Origin of the sequence: Pseudomonas sp. PDM10, from assembly GCF_014852295.1 — a bacterium.
In the GTDB taxonomy this organism is placed as follows: domain Bacteria; phylum Pseudomonadota; class Gammaproteobacteria; order Pseudomonadales; family Pseudomonadaceae; genus Aquipseudomonas.
Genome location: NZ_JACVBJ010000004.1, coordinates 305264 through 320441, shown reverse-complemented (window position 1 = coordinate 320441; position 15178 = coordinate 305264). Strand labels below are relative to the sequence as shown.

The window sequence follows — 15178 nt, the reverse complement described above, 5'->3', positions numbered from 1 at the left end:
CCCCTCGCCACACTTCGCCTGCGGCTACAAGGTTCTTCGCAAACTCTGCAGGGCGAAAAAAAGCCCCTGAAATCAGGGGCTCATTTTAGCGTGGGGAAGCCACCGTCAGCATCTGGCCAGGCTTCAGCGCCTGGCCAACACGTGGGTTCCAGCGCTTGAGGTGCTGCATTTCAACGTTGAAACGCTTGGCCACCATGTACAGCGAATCGCCTTGCTGGACCTTGTACTGGGTCTGCGGCTTCTGTTGGTCAGCTTTACTGTTTGCTTTGCTGTTCGCCGCCACGACGGTGTTGACCCGACCGCTGCTGCGCTTGGTGGTGTCCTGCATGACCAGTGTCTGGCCGGCCTTGAGATTCTTGCCGGTCATCTTGTTCCAGCGCTGCAGGTCCTTGACGTCGACCTTGTTGGCCTTGGCGATGGCGGCCAGGTTGTCGCCGCGTTTGACGCGGTAGGCGCGTTTGAGGCCGGCGATTTCGGAGTCGTCCGAGCCTTCGAATACCGGCTTGAGCGACTTCTTGCTGATCAACTCTTCAGGACGCATGGTCGACAGGCTGGCAGTCAGCAATTGCGCCTTGGACGTTGGCACCAGCAAATGCTGTGGGCCATCGATGGTGGTGCGCTGCTTGAAGGCCGGGTTGAGCTGGAACAGTTCGTCTTCGTCGATGTTAGCCACCGCGGCGACTTTGGACAGGTCCATGCGCTGGTTGATTTCGACGACCTGGAAGTACGGTTCGTTGGCGATCGGGTTCAGGTTCACGCCGTAGGCTTCAGGTGCCAGCACCACTTGCGACAAGGCCAGCAGCTTCGGCACGTAGGCCTGGGTTTCGGCCGGCAGCGGCAGGTTCCAGTAATCGGTCGGCAAGCCGAGCTTTTCGTTGCGCTCGATGGCCCGGCTGACCGTGCCTTCGCCGGCGTTGTACGCCGCCAGGGCCAGCAGCCAGTCGCCGTTGAACATGTCGTGCAGGCGGGTCAGGTAATCCATGGCCGCGGTGGTCGAGGCGGTGATATCGCGACGGCCATCATAAAATCGGGTTTGACGCAGGTTGAAGTAACGCCCGGTGGAAGGGATGAATTGCCACAAGCCAACCGCGTCGGACCGGGAATAGGCCATCGGGTTGTAGGCGCTTTCAATCACTGGCAGCAGCGCCAGTTCCAGCGGCATGTTGCGTTCTTCAAGGCGTTCGACGATGTAGTGAATGTAGAGGCTGCCGCGTTCGCCGGCGTTTTCGAGGAAGGACGGGTTGCTGGCGAACCACAGGCGCTGTTGCTCGATGCGCGGGTTGACGCCCAGGTTGTCCTGCAACTGGAAGCCCTGGCGCATGCGCTCCCAGACATCTTGTGGAATTTGTGGAGTCGGTTTTTCGCTGAGCCAGATTGGTTTCTGCTTGGCCCGGGCGGCGATGTTCGGAGTGTGTGCCGCGTCGGTCTGCGGCACATGGCTTGAGCAGCCCGCCAGAGTGGCGGACACAGCCACCGCAATGGCTTGAGCCAAGCGGGTCAATGCGTCTGAATTGATGGCTTTACGAATAGATGACGACATTGGCTGGAAGTAAGTTCCGGGCAAAAATGTCGGGCGATTCTAGAAAGCGCACCCCCTGCGGTCAACCATTCAGAATTTTTGTATCAACGTGATGGCTACTTAGAACTTATCTTTCCAAGCACGAAGAGCAGCAAAAACCGCACTCGGAGCCCGGTTTTGGGTTCCATTCCGTTCGTCCACTTTTTCTTTAACGGATGTTTCGTCGACGCGCAAAAACGGGTTGGTAAGCTTTTCAAGCGCCAGAGTAGAGGGCAGCGTCATGATTCCGGCTTCACGTTGCGCGGTGACTTTTTCCAGACGTGCGGCGGTGTCCGGATTGCCCGGTTCGACCGCTATGGCAAACTTCAGGTTGCTCAGCGTGTATTCGTGAGTGCAGTAGACCAGCGTATCTTCAGGCAGCGCGGCCAGGCGGCTCAGTGAGGCATGCATCTGCTGCGGCGTGCCTTCGAACAAGCGCCCGCAACCGGCGGCGAACAGGGTGTCGCCACAAAACAAATGGCCCTGGTGATAAAAGGCAATGTGTCCGAGGGTATGGCCCGGTACATTGATGACATCGAAATCCCAGCCCAGCACGCTGATGCGGTCATTGTCCTTGAGTGCCACGTCCCGCGCCGGGATGCTTTCACTGGCCGGGCCATAGACTGTCGCGTCTGTCGCTTTTTTAAGCTGCTCGACGCCGCCGACGTGGTCATGATGATGGTGAGTGATCAAAATATCACTCAACACCCAACCCGGATGCGCGGCGAGCCAGGCCTGTACTGGCGCGGCATCGCCCGGATCGACCACTGCGCAGCGCTGGGTGCGGTGGTCTTGTAATAACCAGATGTAGTTGTCGGTGAAGGCGGGCAGGGCACTGATCTGTATCATCGTCGGATTCGCCAAGCGGAAAACAATGGCGCATCTTAGAACTTCCTGGCGCGTTGGAGAATGCAATGACCGATAAAGCGTTCGCTCAGGCTGATCCTGAATGGCTGACATTGATCAGCGCGGCCCGTGAATGGCTGTCCGGCCCTATCGGGCAATTTTTGCTGGACGAAGAACGTCGCATGCTCGAAGACGAGTTGGGGCGGTTCTTCGGTGGCTACCTGGTGCATTACGGTCCGTCGGCCCAGACGCCGCCGTCGGCGCCGCAAGTGCAGCGCAATGTGCGACTCGGCGCGCCGTTGCCGGGTGTCGAGATCGTCTGCGAAGAGCAGGCTTGGCCTTTGAGCGAGCATGCCGCCGATGTGGTGGTGTTGCAGCATGGGCTGGATTTCTGTCTATCGCCCCACGGTCTGCTGCGCGAAGCGGCGAGCAGCGTGCGGCCTGGCGGGCATCTGCTGATCGTCGGGATCAACCCCTGGAGCACCTGGGGCTTGCGTCACGTTTTTGCTCACGACGCCTTGCGCAAGGCTCGCTGCATCTCCCCCTCGCGAGTCGGTGACTGGCTGAACCTGCTGGGCTTCGCGCTGGAGAAACGCCGCTTCGGGTGCTATCGTCCGCCGCTTGCGTCACCCGCCTGGCAGGCTCGTCTGGCCGGTTGGGAGCGCAAGGCCGGTGACTGGCAACTCTCGGGTGGCGGCTTCTATTTATTGGTTGCGCGCAAGATCGTGGTGGGCCTGCGTCCCGTCCGTCAGGAGCGGCGCGAACCGATGGGCAAGCTGATTCCATTGCCGATGGCCAAGGTCAATCGTCGCCGCATCGATCCGTAAGACACTTTTTATTTTCCCGGCCGGGTTTGCCCCGGCCTCGGGCATCGTCGATCACTGATCGGCGAGCCACCGCATTTTCTGGATAGATTGGCATGAGCGATAGCGTAGAACTCTTCACCGACGGCGCCTGTAAAGGCAACCCTGGCCCTGGCGGCTGGGGCGCTTTGCTGGTGTGCAAGGGCGTTGAAAAAGAACTGTGGGGCGGCGAAGCCAACACCACCAACAACCGCATGGAGCTGATGGGCGCGATCCGTGGCCTTGAAGAACTCAAGCGCTCCTGCGACGTGCTGCTGGTCACCGACTCGCAGTATGTGATGAAAGGCATCAACGAGTGGATGGACAACTGGAAGAAGCGCGGCTGGAAAACCGCTGCGAAAGAACCGGTGAAAAACGCTGATCTGTGGAAGTTGCTGGATGAGCAGGTCAATCGCCACAACGTCACCTGGAAATGGGTGCGCGGGCACATTGGCCATCACGGCAACGAACGCGCCGACCAACTGGCCAATCGTGGCGTGGATGAAGTGCGCGGGTACAAGCAGGCGTAAACCCGACACTGATCGTTCCCACGCTCTGCGTGGGAATGCAGCCCGGGACGCTCTGCGTCCCATTGGAACGCGGAGCGTCCCTTGAGGCATTCCCACGCAGAGCGTGGGAACGATCAGTGGGAGCGAGCTTGCTCGCGATGGGTGCAACACTGTGTACCTGAAAGACCCCGGCGAGCGTGTTAACATCGCCGCTTTTGCACGAATGACCCGTTGAGAGCTGAGCACTGATGGCCACCAGATCCGTTGTACTCGATACCGAAACCACCGGCATGCCGGTGACCGACGGCCACCGGATTATCGAAATCGGTTGTGTCGAGTTGATCGGTCGGCGCCTGACGGGCCGGCATTTCCACGTTTACCTGCAACCGGACCGCGAGAGTGATGAAGGCGCCATTGGCGTCCACGGCATCACCAACGAATTTTTGGTCGGCAAGCCGCGCTTCACCGAAGTGGCCGATGAGTTCTTTGAATTCATCAAGGGTGCGCAGCTGATCATCCATAACGCGGCGTTCGACGTTGGCTTCATCAACAACGAATTCGCCCTGATGGGCCAGCACGATCGTGCGGACATCACGCAGCACTGCTCGATCCTCGACACCCTGATGATGGCCCGGGAACGTCACCCGGGGCAGCGCAACAGCCTCGACGCCTTGTGCAAACGCTATGGCGTCGACAACTCCGGTCGTGAACTGCACGGTGCCTTGCTCGACTCCGAGATCCTCGCTGACGTTTACCTGACCATGACGGGCGGCCAGACCAGCCTGTCCCTGGCCGGTAATGCTTCCGATGGCAATGGTTCCGGGGAAGGTGCGGACAACTCCGCCACCGAGATCCGCCGCCTGCCGGTCGATCGTCAACCGACGCGTATCATCCGTGCCAGCGAGGATGACCTGGCCCAGCACATGGCGCGCCTGGAAGTCATCGCCAAATCCGCCGGCGCTCCATCGCTCTGGCAGCAACTGGCTGAAGCCAAGGCTCAGGCGTAGCGCTGCGATTTTTGATCTTGATCAAGCGTAACGCGCCTGATGACCCATTTCAGTGCATCACACTCGCCACATGCGCTCGAACCCTCTACCCTGAGGTGATTGGCGGACCACGGTCTGCCGCCTCAGGACACTGAGCCCCATGTATAAAGATTTGAAATTCCCGGTCCTGATCGTCCATCGCGACATCAAGGCCGACACCGTCGCCGGTGATCGCGTGCGTGGCATTGCCCGGGAGCTGGAGCAGGAAGGCTTCAGCATTGTCTCGGCGGTGAATTACACCGAAGGGCGACTGGTCGCTTCGACCCATCACGGTCTTTCCTGCATGTTGATTGCGGCCGAAGACGCCAGCACCCACTCTCATCTATTGCACAACATGGCCGAGCTGATTGGCCTGGCGCGGGTGCGTGCGCCCGGCCTGCCGATCTTCGCGCTGGGTGAGCAGGTGACCCTGGAGAACGCTCCGGCCGACGCCATGGCTGAACTCAATCAGCTGCGCGGGATTCTTTATCTGTTCGAAGACACTGTGCCTTTTCTGGCCAGGCAGGTCGCTCGAGCGGCACGCAAATATCTGGATGGTCTGCTCCCGCCGTTTTTCAAAGCGCTGGTGCAGCACACGGCCGACTCCAATTATTCCTGGCACACACCCGGCCATGGCGGCGGTGTGGCGTACCACAAGAGCCCGGTGGGTCAGGCGTTTCATCAGTTCTTTGGGGAAAATACCCTGCGATCCGATTTGTCGGTGTCGGTGCCGGAACTCGGTTCTTTGCTCGACCACACCGGTCCGCTGGCAGAAGCCGAGGCCCGTGCGGCCCGCAATTTCGGCGCCGATCACACTTTCTTTGTGATCAATGGCACCTCGACCGCCAACAAAATCGTCTGGCATTCGATGGTCGCTCGCGATGACTTGGTGTTGGTGGATCGCAACTGCCACAAGTCGATATTGCACTCGATCATCATGACCGGCGCCATTCCGCTGTACCTGTGCCCGGAGCGCAATGAGCTGGGGATCATCGGCCCGATTCCATTGAGCGAATTCAGTCGCGAATCGATTCAGGCCAAGATCGACGCCAGCCCGCTGACCAAGGGCCGGGCGCCCAAGGTCAAGTTGGCGGTGGTGACCAATTCGACGTACGACGGCCTCTGCTACAACGCTGAGCTGATCAAGCAGCAACTGGGCGACAGTGTCGAGGTCTTGCACTTCGATGAGGCCTGGTACGCCTACGCGGCGTTTCACGAGTTCTTTGCCGGACGTTACGGCATGGGCACTTCCCGCAGTGAAGGCGGCCCCCTGGTGTTCACCACCCATTCCACCCACAAACTGCTGGCGGCGTTCAGCCAGGCGTCGATGATTCACGTCCAGGACGGCGGCGCGCGGCAACTGGATCGGGATCGCTTCAATGAAGCGTTCATGATGCACATCTCGACCTCGCCGCAGTACAGCATCATCGCTTCGCTGGATGTGGCGTCGGCCATGATGGAAGGCCCGGCCGGGCGATCGCTGTTGCAGGAAATGTTTGACGAGGCGCTGAGTTTCCGCCGGGCGCTGGCCAATTTGCGTCAGCACATCGCCGCTGACGATTGGTGGTTTTCCATCTGGCAGCCGCCGTCGGTGGAAGGCATCGACCGCGTGATCACCGACGACTGGCTGCTACAACCCGACGCCGACTGGCATGGCTTTGGCGGCGTGACCGACGACTACGTGCTGCTTGATCCGATCAAGGTCACGTTGGTGATGCCGGGCCTGACGGCAGGCGGCGCCCTTAGCCAGCGCGGGATTCCGGCGGCGGTGGTCAGCAAATTCCTTTGGGAACGTGGGTTGGTCGTTGAAAAGACCGGCCTGTATTCGTTCCTGGTGTTGTTCTCCATGGGCATCACCAAGGGCAAATGGAGCACGCTGCTGACCGAGTTGCTGGAGTTCAAGCGCAGCTACGATGCCAATGTCAGCCTCGCGACGTGCCTGCCGTGCGTGGCACAAGAGAATGTCACGCGCTATCAGGGCATGGGGTTGCGCGATTTGTGCGATCAACTGCACGCCTGCTATCGCAGCAATGCCACGGCCAAACACCTGAAACGCATGTACACAGTGCTGCCGGAAATCGCCATGAAGCCGTCTGACGCCTATGATCAATTAGTGCGTGGCGAGGTGGAAGCAGTATCAATCGATGCTCTGGATGGGCGGATCGCCGCGGTGATGCTGGTGCCGTATCCGCCGGGGATTCCGTTGATCATGCCCGGCGAGCGTTTTACCGAGTCGACACGCTCGATCATCGATTACCTGGCGTTTGCCCGCACGTTCGATAGCAGCTTCCCGGGGTTTGTCGCTGATGTACACGGATTGCAACACGAAGACGAGGGCAATGGACGGCTGTATACCGTTGATTGCATCAAGGAATGAGGACCTTTCCCAGTATGCAACCGATCATGAATCCGAAATACCCAGGGCTGTCGGTACGCGTTGCCGACGATGGTTTTGCAGCCTACATCTGGGGCAGTGATTTCAGTTTTGAAGTCGCAGACTACGGCGCCGCCGAAATCGGTAAACCGGTGGAACAGTGGCTGGTGACGCCGATCACGCCCTATCGCAAGTGCTACGGCATTGATCCCGAGGAATTCAGCAGCTTCCGTGATGCCGCTGACAGCGCTATTTTCATGGCTTATCTCGATGATGAACCCGTGGGTCACCTGGTGGTCAGCACCAACTGGAACGGCTTTGCCCATATCGACGAGTTGGCGGTGCATGCGCCGGCGCGCCGTCATGGTGTGGCCAAGGCGTTGCTGGATGTGGCGCAGTTCTGGAGTCGCAAAAAGAAACTGCCGGGCATCATGCTCGAAACCCAGAACAACAACCTGGGGGCCTGCCGGCTTTATGAGCGCCGCGGTTACGTCTTGGGCGGAATCGATCACCTGCGCTATCGCGGGATCGATCCGAACACCGCCGAAGTGGCGCTGTTCTGGTATCGATTGTTCGATAATCCGCTGGAAACCCCGCTTAGTTCGCCAACATCGCCACGGCTTGTTCCGTGATGATGCCCAGCAATGCCTGAACCGCTGGCGATGGCTCGCCATTCTTGAGGGTCAAGGCATACAGGCTGATCGGCACGGCCGGCGCCAGCGGGCAGGCATCCAGCCCGGCCGATTTCGCCCCGAGGGCGGTGAAAGGGTCGACGATGGCCAGACCTTCACCGGCCTCGACCATGCTGCGCATCATCTGGTGAGTCTGTACCCGGGTTTGAATGACCGGGGCAGGGCGCAGGGCATGCAGCTTGTTTTCCAGTGCCGGGCTCAGCGGATCATGACCTTCCAGGCCCACCATCGATTGGCCGGCCAGGTCTTGCAGCGAGATGTACTTTTGTTTGGGTTGCAACCAGCCGTGGGGGGCCAGCAGCTGAAGTTTGCCTTGGGCGATCACCTGGCAATGAATGTCGGCGTGATCGGGGTCATGCAGGCTCAGGCCCAGATCGCTTTCACGCAGCAGCAGGTTTCTGACGATCTCGCGGGTAGGTTGACTCAGAAGGGTGCAAGGCGCGTCAGGAAGGCGTCGGCGCAGGGCGGCAATGCTCTGTGGCAATAGCTGCTGTGCCAGGGGCGGCGTGCAGACGATCCGCAAGGGCGGAGCCTGATATTGCCTGAGGCTGTTGGCCAACCGCTGAACCGGTTCGAGCGCTTCATAGACGTGGGCAATCTGGACCTGCAACTCCCTCGCCTCGCGCGTGGCCTGCAAGCGTCCACGCACGCTGGAAAACAGCATGAAACCCAACTGATCCTCGGCGTCGCGCAGAATCCCTTCGACTTCAGCCACAGGCAACTGCAGCCATTCGGCGGCGGTGCCCAGGTGACCGGTCTGCAGGAGCGCCTGGATCACTTCGATATGACGTAAACGCATGCGTGAAGTCCATGTTCAGCAGGTGAGGGAGTCAGTGGCTGAATCCTAACTCAAGTGCGCGCATATGACTTCTGCTCATAACACGGGGTTATGAAGCGATGGTGGTTTCCGGCCGGCTGCCGACATAGGTGTCGGGCTCGCGCACGATGGTCACGTCCGATTGCACCAGCAGAAATTGGTTGTCATCGAGCTTTTTGACGCGATCGCCAATGGCCAATTTGTAGGTGGTGACAGGCACCGAGCCAGTGAGACCGTCTGCCGACGGGGTGGATTCCTGGAACTCATGCACGGAATAAACGCGGCCTTCCGCGTCTCTTGCATGGAACTGACCGACGAGTACTGCTGCCATCTGCTTAGAACCTCTGGGGATAAATCACTCAATTTGCGGCTCTGTAGACCGTGGTTGGGCGAGGTAAGTTTTCCTACAGGAAAAAAATAGTCAGGGGCGGCGTTTTTTCAGTCGCCCACGGGTTGAATCGTCATCTATAACTACAAGCTCTTTCCATCGGACAGTCGAGAATCTTCCATGAGCAACGTCTATACGATCGCTGTACTGGTCGGCAGCTTGAGAAAGGAATCGATCAATCGCAAGGTGGCCCTGGCCCTGGCCAAGCTGGCGCCTGCCAATCTCAAACTGGTTATCGTCGAAATCGGCGATCTGCCGCTCTACAACGAGGACATCGATGGTGCTTCACCGCCGGCAGCCTACAGCACTTTCCGGCAACAAGTGAGCTCATCCGACGCGGTGCTGTTCGTGACCCCCGAATACAACCGTTCGGTGCCTGCGCCGATGAAGAACGCGATCGATGTGGGTTCGCGTCCCTATGGCAAGAGTGTCTGGAGTGGAAAACCTGGAGCAGTGATCAGTGCTTCGCCGGGCGCTATCGGTGGTTTTGGCGCCAACCATCACCTGCGCCAGTCCATGGTGTTTCTGGATGTGCCGTGCATGCAGCAACCGGAAGCCTATCTGAGCGGTGCCGGTACAGCGTTCGATGAGGCGGGTAACCTGTCCGAGTCGCTCAAACCGTTTTTGCAAAAATTCATCAATGCTTATGGTCTTTGGGTCGAACAACATAAGAAGGAATGACAAATCCTGCGTAGGAGCAAAGCTTGCTCGCGATGGCGGAGTGTCAGTCGGATCAATGCCGGCCGAAACACCGCCATCGCGAGCAAGCTTTGCTCCTACAAGGGTTCGGCTACAAATCATTGCGCACCGATCTGTCGTAGCAGCTGCTACTCGCCCCTGGTGCGTTTAGGCGCAGGGGAGCAAATTTGGGCTTTACTCCGCTCGTGTGTTGCGGCTGAATCGCGGTTTGTTTTCCGACAAGGCTGCACTGCATGCTGATCGCATCGTTGATTTTCCTGCTGACCATCACCTTGGTGATCTGGCAGCCAAAAGGCCTTGGCGTTGGCTGGAGTGCGGTATTCGGCGCGGTCCTTGCGCTGATTTTCGGGGTCGTACACCTCAGCGACATCCCGCTGGTGTGGCAGATTATCTGGAACGCCACCGGAACCTTTGTCGCGCTGATTGTCATTAGTCTGCTGCTGGACGAGGCGGGGTTCTTTGCCTGGGCGGCGTTGCATGTGGCCCGTTGGGGGCGGGGCAGCGGACGCAAGCTGTTTGCTTATATGGTGCTGCTCGGTGCGTTGGTGTCGGCGTTGTTCGCCAACGACGGGGCAGCGCTGATTCTCACACCCATCGTGATTTCCATGCTGCTGGCGTTGCGTTTTTCTCCGGCGGCGACACTGGCGTTCGTCATGGGCGCCGGTTTCATCGCGGACACGGCGAGTTTGCCGTTGGTGGTGTCGAATTTGGTGAACATCGTTTCCGCTGACTTCTTCCACATCAGTTTCAACCGTTACGCGGCTGTGATGATCCCGGTCAACCTGGTGAGTGTCGCGGCGACCCTGGCGATGCTGATGTGGTTTTTCCGTCGTGACATTCCCAAGGACTACGACCCCGAGCAACTGGCGCATCCGGCTTCAGCGATTCACGACCACGCCACGTTTTATGCCGGTTGGGCCGTGTTGGTGATTCTGCTGCTCGGCTGCTTCGCGCTGGAACCGCTGGGGATTCCGATCAGTGCCATTTCTGCGGTGTGCGCGGTGTTGCTGCTGGCCATTGCCGCCCGTGGTCACAAGATTTCCACGCGCAAAGTCATTAAAGAAGCGCCCTGGCATATCGTGATTTTCTCGCTGGGCATGTACCTGGTGGTGTATGGCCTGCGCAACGCGGGGCTCACGGGGTATCTGGCCGGTTGGCTGGATGGTTTTGCCGGTTACGGCGTGTGGGGCGCGGCCATGGGCACGGGCGTGCTGACGGCGCTGCTGTCGTCGATGATGAACAATCTGCCAACGGTGCTGATTGGATTGCTGTCGATCGATGCCAGCCAGGCGACCGGGGTGGTGAAGGAAGCGATGATCTACGCCAACGTCATCGGCAGCGACCTGGGGCCCAAGATTACGCCGATTGGCAGCCTGGCGACCCTGCTGTGGTTGCATGTGCTGGAGCGCAAGAGTATCCGGATTGGCTGGGGGTATTACTTCAAGGTCGGGATTGTGCTGACGGCGCCAGTTTTGCTGGTGACGTTAGCGGCGCTGGCTTTGCGGTTATCCATCTGAACCGAGTTGGCCCTTTCGCGAGCAGGCTCGCTCCCACAGGAATCTTCGGCACAAGAAGATCAAATGTGGGAGCGAGCCTGCTCGCGATAGGGCCAGCCCAGACGCTACAAAACTCAGCCACTGCCAGGAACGTTAGGCCAAAGATCCGCCACCAGAAACAGCCGCTCGGCTTCTTCCCAATCACCCTGGGCGTTTTCTGTGAGTCGCACCAGCAACTGCGCCGGGGCCAATGGCTCCAGATCGCTGAGCCAGGCATTCAGCTGTTCAGTGCTCCAGGTCTGCTCCGCCGGATAGTGAGCCGGCGCTAGCCACGCATGGCGGGGCAGGGGTTGCCAGCGACCGAATGGGCGTTGCACGACAAAGTCTGCCCAGTCCTTCTGGTGCAGCCAGCTACCGCGTAAATGTTGGGGATGTGCACCATTCGGTGGCTCGGCCTGTCCCGGCCACGGATACAGCAAATAGCCACCCAGCCACAAATGTGCACTGAACTGCTGGATATCCAGCGCTGCCAATACTTCGCGGCTCTCCGGGCGCGCCGAAATCGGTAATTGATGCTGCGTCAGATGGGCCAGTTTGCGGTCCAGCCGATCGTGGCAACCGGGGCCGAGCCACTGCGCCGTGTCGTGTCCGTCGCCATTTTGTGGGCCAAGGTAAAGTTTGATCGCCAGTTCCAGATGATGCACGCCGTCACGATCGCGCAGCAGCATGTCCAGCTCGCCCAGCGTGTGGCCTTCGCGGCGGATCGGCATGTTGGCGGCAATCAGGTCGATACCCGGTGCGTGCTGCACGGCGTATTGCCAGAGGCGTTCGTAGTACAAGCCCAATCGCCGGGTTCGAGCCTGCGCCAGCCAGTGCAGCAAGTCATAACTGTCACGATCCAATTGCCGCAACCACAATTCGAGCCGTTCCGGTGCCTGCACCCAGTCACTGCCGGTCAGCGGGTGACGCTGCGGCCACGTCGTGACGCCGAGCATCGGCGGCGCGAGGATGACCCACGCCAGGTCGCGCACTTCGGGGTGGCGCAACTGGTGGGGCAACTGCAGCAAATCTGGAAATAGGATCATCTTGCGAGCATAGCCTCAATCGTGAGTACACCGTTGTGGCTGAAAGGATTTTGTCTATCCCGCGCTTTCGCCCATAATCGTGTTTTTCGCCGTCGCGCAGGAACCTCATGGAGCAATTTCGTAATATCGGCATCATCGGTCGCCTGGGCAGTTCGCAGGTGCTGGATACCGTCCGCCGACTGAAACGGTTTCTGCTCGATCGTCACCTGCACGTGATCCTCGAAGACACCATCGCTGAAGTCTTGCCGGGTCATGGCTTGCAAACCTCGTCGCGCAAGATGCTCGGCGAAGTATGTGACATGGTGATTGTGGTCGGTGGTGACGGTAGCCTGTTGGGCGCCGCTCGTGCGCTGGCCCGACACAATATTCCGGTGCTCGGCATCAACCGTGGCAGCCTGGGTTTCCTGACCGATATTCGCCCCGATGAGCTGGAAGTCAAAGTCGCCGAAGTGCTCGACGGCCACTATCTGGTCGAGAACCGCTTCCTGCTGCAAGCCGAAGTTCGTCGTCACGCCGAGGCCATCGGTCAGGGCGACGCGCTGAACGACGTGGTGCTGCACCCCGGCAAATCGACGCGGATGATCGAGTTCGAGTTGTACATCGACGGCCAGTTCGTCTGCAGCCAGAAGGCCGACGGCCTGATCGTCGCCACGCCGACCGGTTCGACCGCCTACGCGCTGTCGGCGGGCGGGCCGATCATGCATCCCAAGCTCGACGCTATTGTGATTGTGCCGATGTACCCCCATACCTTGTCGGGCAGGCCGATTGTGGTCGATGGCAACAGTGAGCTGAAAATCGTCGTGTCCAAAGATATGCAGATTTACCCGCAAGTCTCCTGTGACGGGCAAAACCATTTCACCTGCGCGCCGGGTGACACCATCACCATCAGCAAGAAAGCCCAGAAGCTGCGGCTGATTCACCCACTAGACCACAACTATTATGAAGTCTGCCGGACCAAACTCGGCTGGGGCAGCAAGTTGGGTGGTGGAGGCGACTGATGCTCGATCCCGCGCGAAGCTACGACCTGATCGGTGACGTGCACGGTTGCGCTCTGACCCTTGAGCACTTGCTTGACCTGCTCGGTTACCGAAAACACGCTGGCGTCTGGCGGCATCCGTCGCGCATGGCGGTGTTCGTCGGCGACATCATCGACCGCGGCCCGCGGATTCGTGAAGCGCTGCACATCGTTCACGACATGGTCGAAGCGGGTCAGGCGCTGTGCATCATGGGCAACCATGAATTCAACGCCCTCGGCTGGAGCACGCCGGCGCCTCCGGGCAGCGGCAAGCAGTTCGTGCGCGAACACACCCCGCGCCATGCCCGTTTGCTGAACGAAACGCTGACCCAATTCGAAGACCATCCGGCGGACTGGCATGACTTCCTGCAATGGTTCTATGAGATGCCATTGTTCGTCGATGCCGGGCGTTTCCGCGTGGTGCATGCCTGCTGGGATGCGGGCCTGATCGAACCCTTGCGCGCGCTATTCCCCAACGGTTGCGTCGATGAACATTTCCTCCAGGCCTCGGCCGTACCGGGCAGTTTCGCCTGCACCGTGTTCGACCGCCTGCTGCGCGGCACTGACATGCGCTTGCCTCATGGTCTGACAATGACCAGTGGCGATGGCCTGACGCGTTCGTTCTTTCGCACCAAGTTTTGGGAAGACGACCCGCAAACCTACGGAGACATTGTGTTCCAGCCCGACGCCTTGCCCGAACCCGTGGCCCGGACGCCGCTGTCGTCCACTGAAAAAAACACCTTGCTGCGCTATGGCGTCGATGAGCCATTGTTGTTCGTGGGCCATTACTGGCGCAGCGGCAAACCGGCGCCGATCCGGCCGAACCTGGCCTGTCTGGACTACAGCGCGGTGCTTTACGGCAAATTGGTTGCCTATCGTCTGGACCAGGAAATTCGCCTCGACCCGCATAAATTTGTCTGGGTCGATGTCGAGCGGCCGGAGGTGCTGCGATGAGTGCCGTTGCTGTTTTACGGCTGCCGCTGGCGGTGGACTTGAGCGGGTTCGTCAAACTGTTGCAGCGCATGCAGGTGCCGCATCGGGTCAGCGAAGAGGCGGGCGAGCAAGTGCTGTGGGTGCCGGCCAGCATCAGCGAAGACGTGCGTGTGTTGTACGAACGTTTCCCGGCCGGTGATCCTGATCAACAGCTGGACATTCCGGTGGCGCAAACCATAAAGCGCCCAGGTTTCGTGGAGCAATTGCGCCACGCCAAGGCGACAGCGTTCGTGTTGCTGCTGAGCCTGTTTGTCGGCGCGGTGACGCTGCTGGGCGAAAACCTCGACACGATGCGCTGGCTGACCTTCCTCGATTTTCGCGTTGTCGGCGAGTACATCCACTTTGTGCCATTGGCTGACAGCCTGGCGGCGGGGCAATGGTGGCGTCTGGTGACACCAATGCTGATCCACTTCGGCATCCTGCACCTGGCCATGAACGGCATGTGGTATTGGGAACTGGGGCGACGCATCGAGTCGCGCCAGGGCAGCATCAACCTGATCGGCCTGACCTTGCTGTTCGGCCTGGTCTCGAACTACGCCCAGTTTGTTTTCAGTGGTCCGACGCTGTTTGGCGGGTTGTCCGGCGTGCTGTACGGCCTGCTCGGGCATTGCTGGATCTTTCAGCTGTTGTCGCCAAACCCGGCTTATCGCCTGCCGCGCGGCGTGTTGGTGATGATGCTGGTGTGGCTGCTCCTATGCCTGTCCGGGCTGGTCTCAATGATCGGCTTCGGTGAAATTGCCAACGCGGCCCACGTCGGCGGGTTGCTCGTCGGATGCTTGACCGGCTTGTTGGGTGGTTTGTACAACCGCCGTAAACTGGCCGTCTAACCAGTTATATCA

The 15178-nt window shown here is 59.7% G+C and carries 15 protein-coding genes; 10 read left to right on the top strand and 5 right to left on the bottom strand.

What is annotated here, in order from left to right; translation table 11 throughout:
- Positions 1-85 precede the first annotated feature (85 nt).
- Together IB252_RS15910 and gloB are read right to left on the bottom strand one after the other, a co-directional pair.
- On the bottom strand, positions 86-1540 hold the full coding sequence (locus IB252_RS15910) for a transglycosylase SLT domain-containing protein (RefSeq protein WP_111452301.1): 1455 nt from the start codon (positions 1538-1540) through the stop codon (positions 86-88).
- Positions 1541-1639: 99 nt separating this feature from the next.
- Positions 1640-2407 carry a hydroxyacylglutathione hydrolase gene (gene gloB / locus IB252_RS15905; RefSeq protein WP_192409474.1) on the bottom strand — a complete coding sequence of 256 codons (768 nt, stop codon included), beginning with the start codon at positions 2405-2407 and terminating at the stop codon, positions 1640-1642.
- Positions 2408-2472: 65 nt separating this feature from the next.
- Between gloB and IB252_RS15900 the strand changes: the two genes are divergently transcribed.
- The 5 genes from IB252_RS15900 (at position 2473) to IB252_RS15880 (ending at position 7786) form a co-directional block, all read left to right on the top strand.
- Complete coding sequence (locus IB252_RS15900) at positions 2473-3231, top strand: methyltransferase domain-containing protein (protein ID WP_008152097.1); 759 nt, start codon at positions 2473-2475, stop codon at positions 3229-3231.
- A 92-nt stretch (positions 3232-3323) separates the two neighbouring features.
- Entirely contained in the window at positions 3324-3776 is a 453-nt protein-coding gene (gene rnhA / locus IB252_RS15895) for a ribonuclease HI (protein ID WP_008028618.1), read from the top strand.
- Between the two features lie 227 nt (positions 3777-4003).
- Positions 4004-4762, top strand: a complete 759-nt coding sequence (dnaQ, locus tag IB252_RS15890) for a DNA polymerase III subunit epsilon (RefSeq protein WP_074876294.1) — start codon at positions 4004-4006, stop codon at positions 4760-4762.
- A gap of 139 nt (positions 4763-4901) precedes the next feature.
- Positions 4902-7157, top strand: a complete 2256-nt coding sequence (locus IB252_RS15885) for an Orn/Lys/Arg decarboxylase N-terminal domain-containing protein (RefSeq protein ID WP_192409473.1) — start codon at positions 4902-4904, stop codon at positions 7155-7157.
- Between the two features lie 14 nt (positions 7158-7171).
- Positions 7172-7786, top strand: coding sequence for a GNAT family N-acetyltransferase (locus tag IB252_RS15880; protein WP_192409472.1), 615 nt, complete (start codon positions 7172-7174; stop codon positions 7784-7786).
- On the opposite strand, the gene IB252_RS15875 is transcribed toward IB252_RS15880, so the two are convergent.
- Together IB252_RS15875 and IB252_RS15870 are read right to left on the bottom strand one after the other, a co-directional pair.
- Positions 7752-8645 (bottom strand): LysR family transcriptional regulator, encoded by an 894-nt coding sequence (locus IB252_RS15875; RefSeq protein WP_111452306.1) that lies wholly within the window; start codon positions 8643-8645, stop codon positions 7752-7754. The two genes, IB252_RS15880 and IB252_RS15875, sit on opposite strands and share 35 nt — an antisense overlap.
- 88 nt (positions 8646-8733) lie before the next feature.
- Positions 8734-8994 (bottom strand): hypothetical protein, encoded by a 261-nt coding sequence (locus tag IB252_RS15870; RefSeq protein WP_008152110.1) that lies wholly within the window; start codon positions 8992-8994, stop codon positions 8734-8736.
- Positions 8995-9171: 177 nt separating this feature from the next.
- On the opposite strand from IB252_RS15870, the gene IB252_RS15865 reads away from it, so the two are divergent.
- Both IB252_RS15865 and IB252_RS15860 read left to right on the top strand, forming a co-directional pair.
- Entirely contained in the window at positions 9172-9732 is a 561-nt protein-coding gene (locus IB252_RS15865) for an NADPH-dependent FMN reductase (protein WP_192409471.1), read from the top strand.
- Between the two features lie 251 nt (positions 9733-9983).
- Complete coding sequence (locus IB252_RS15860; protein WP_192409470.1) at positions 9984-11267, top strand: arsenic transporter; 1284 nt, start codon at positions 9984-9986, stop codon at positions 11265-11267.
- A 113-nt stretch (positions 11268-11380) separates the two neighbouring features.
- On the opposite strand, the gene IB252_RS15855 is transcribed toward IB252_RS15860, so the two are convergent.
- Positions 11381-12331 carry a DUF1853 family protein gene (locus IB252_RS15855; protein ID WP_192409469.1) on the bottom strand — a complete coding sequence of 317 codons (951 nt, stop codon included), beginning with the start codon at positions 12329-12331 and terminating at the stop codon, positions 11381-11383.
- A gap of 107 nt (positions 12332-12438) precedes the next feature.
- Between IB252_RS15855 and IB252_RS15850 the strand changes: the two genes are divergently transcribed.
- From IB252_RS15850 to IB252_RS15840, 3 genes are read left to right on the top strand one after another with little or no spacing between them, the layout of a single operon-like run.
- Positions 12439-13329 (top strand): NAD(+) kinase, encoded by an 891-nt coding sequence (locus IB252_RS15850; RefSeq protein ID WP_007906781.1) that lies wholly within the window; start codon positions 12439-12441, stop codon positions 13327-13329.
- Complete coding sequence (locus tag IB252_RS15845; protein WP_192409742.1) at positions 13326-14300, top strand: metallophosphoesterase; 975 nt, start codon at positions 13326-13328, stop codon at positions 14298-14300. Before IB252_RS15850 ends, IB252_RS15845 begins: the two co-directional genes overlap by 4 nt.
- Positions 14297-15166 carry a rhomboid family intramembrane serine protease gene (locus tag IB252_RS15840; RefSeq protein WP_111452311.1) on the top strand — a complete coding sequence of 290 codons (870 nt, stop codon included), beginning with the start codon at positions 14297-14299 and terminating at the stop codon, positions 15164-15166. Before IB252_RS15845 ends, IB252_RS15840 begins: the two co-directional genes overlap by 4 nt.
- The last annotated feature ends 12 nt before the right edge of the window (positions 15167-15178 follow it).

Excerpts from the sequence above, each read along its gene's own strand:
- dnaQ (WP_074876294.1), top strand. The coding sequence starts at position 4,004 with ATGGCCACCAGATCCGTTGTACTCGATACCGAAACCACCGGCATGCCG.
- rnhA (WP_008028618.1), top strand. The coding sequence starts at position 3,324 with ATGAGCGATAGCGTAGAACTCTTCACCGACGGCGCCTGTAAAGGCAAC.
- IB252_RS15880 (WP_192409472.1), top strand. The coding sequence starts at position 7,172 with ATGCAACCGATCATGAATCCGAAATACCCAGGGCTGTCGGTACGCGTT.
- IB252_RS15870 (WP_008152110.1), bottom strand. The coding sequence starts at position 8,994 with ATGGCAGCAGTACTCGTCGGTCAGTTCCATGCAAGAGACGCGGAAGGC.
- IB252_RS15865 (WP_192409471.1), top strand. The coding sequence starts at position 9,172 with ATGAGCAACGTCTATACGATCGCTGTACTGGTCGGCAGCTTGAGAAAG.
- IB252_RS15850 (WP_007906781.1), top strand. The coding sequence starts at position 12,439 with ATGGAGCAATTTCGTAATATCGGCATCATCGGTCGCCTGGGCAGTTCG.
- IB252_RS15860 (WP_192409470.1), top strand. The coding sequence starts at position 9,984 with ATGCTGATCGCATCGTTGATTTTCCTGCTGACCATCACCTTGGTGATC.
- IB252_RS15900 (WP_008152097.1), top strand. The coding sequence starts at position 2,473 with ATGACCGATAAAGCGTTCGCTCAGGCTGATCCTGAATGGCTGACATTG.
- IB252_RS15875 (WP_111452306.1), bottom strand. The coding sequence starts at position 8,645 with ATGCGTTTACGTCATATCGAAGTGATCCAGGCGCTCCTGCAGACCGGT.
- IB252_RS15855 (WP_192409469.1), bottom strand. The coding sequence starts at position 12,331 with ATGATCCTATTTCCAGATTTGCTGCAGTTGCCCCACCAGTTGCGCCAC.
- IB252_RS15910 (WP_111452301.1), bottom strand. The coding sequence starts at position 1,540 with ATGTCGTCATCTATTCGTAAAGCCATCAATTCAGACGCATTGACCCGC.
- gloB (WP_192409474.1), bottom strand. The coding sequence starts at position 2,407 with ATGATACAGATCAGTGCCCTGCCCGCCTTCACCGACAACTACATCTGG.
- IB252_RS15885 (WP_192409473.1), top strand. The coding sequence starts at position 4,902 with ATGTATAAAGATTTGAAATTCCCGGTCCTGATCGTCCATCGCGACATC.
- IB252_RS15840 (WP_111452311.1), top strand. The coding sequence starts at position 14,297 with ATGAGTGCCGTTGCTGTTTTACGGCTGCCGCTGGCGGTGGACTTGAGC.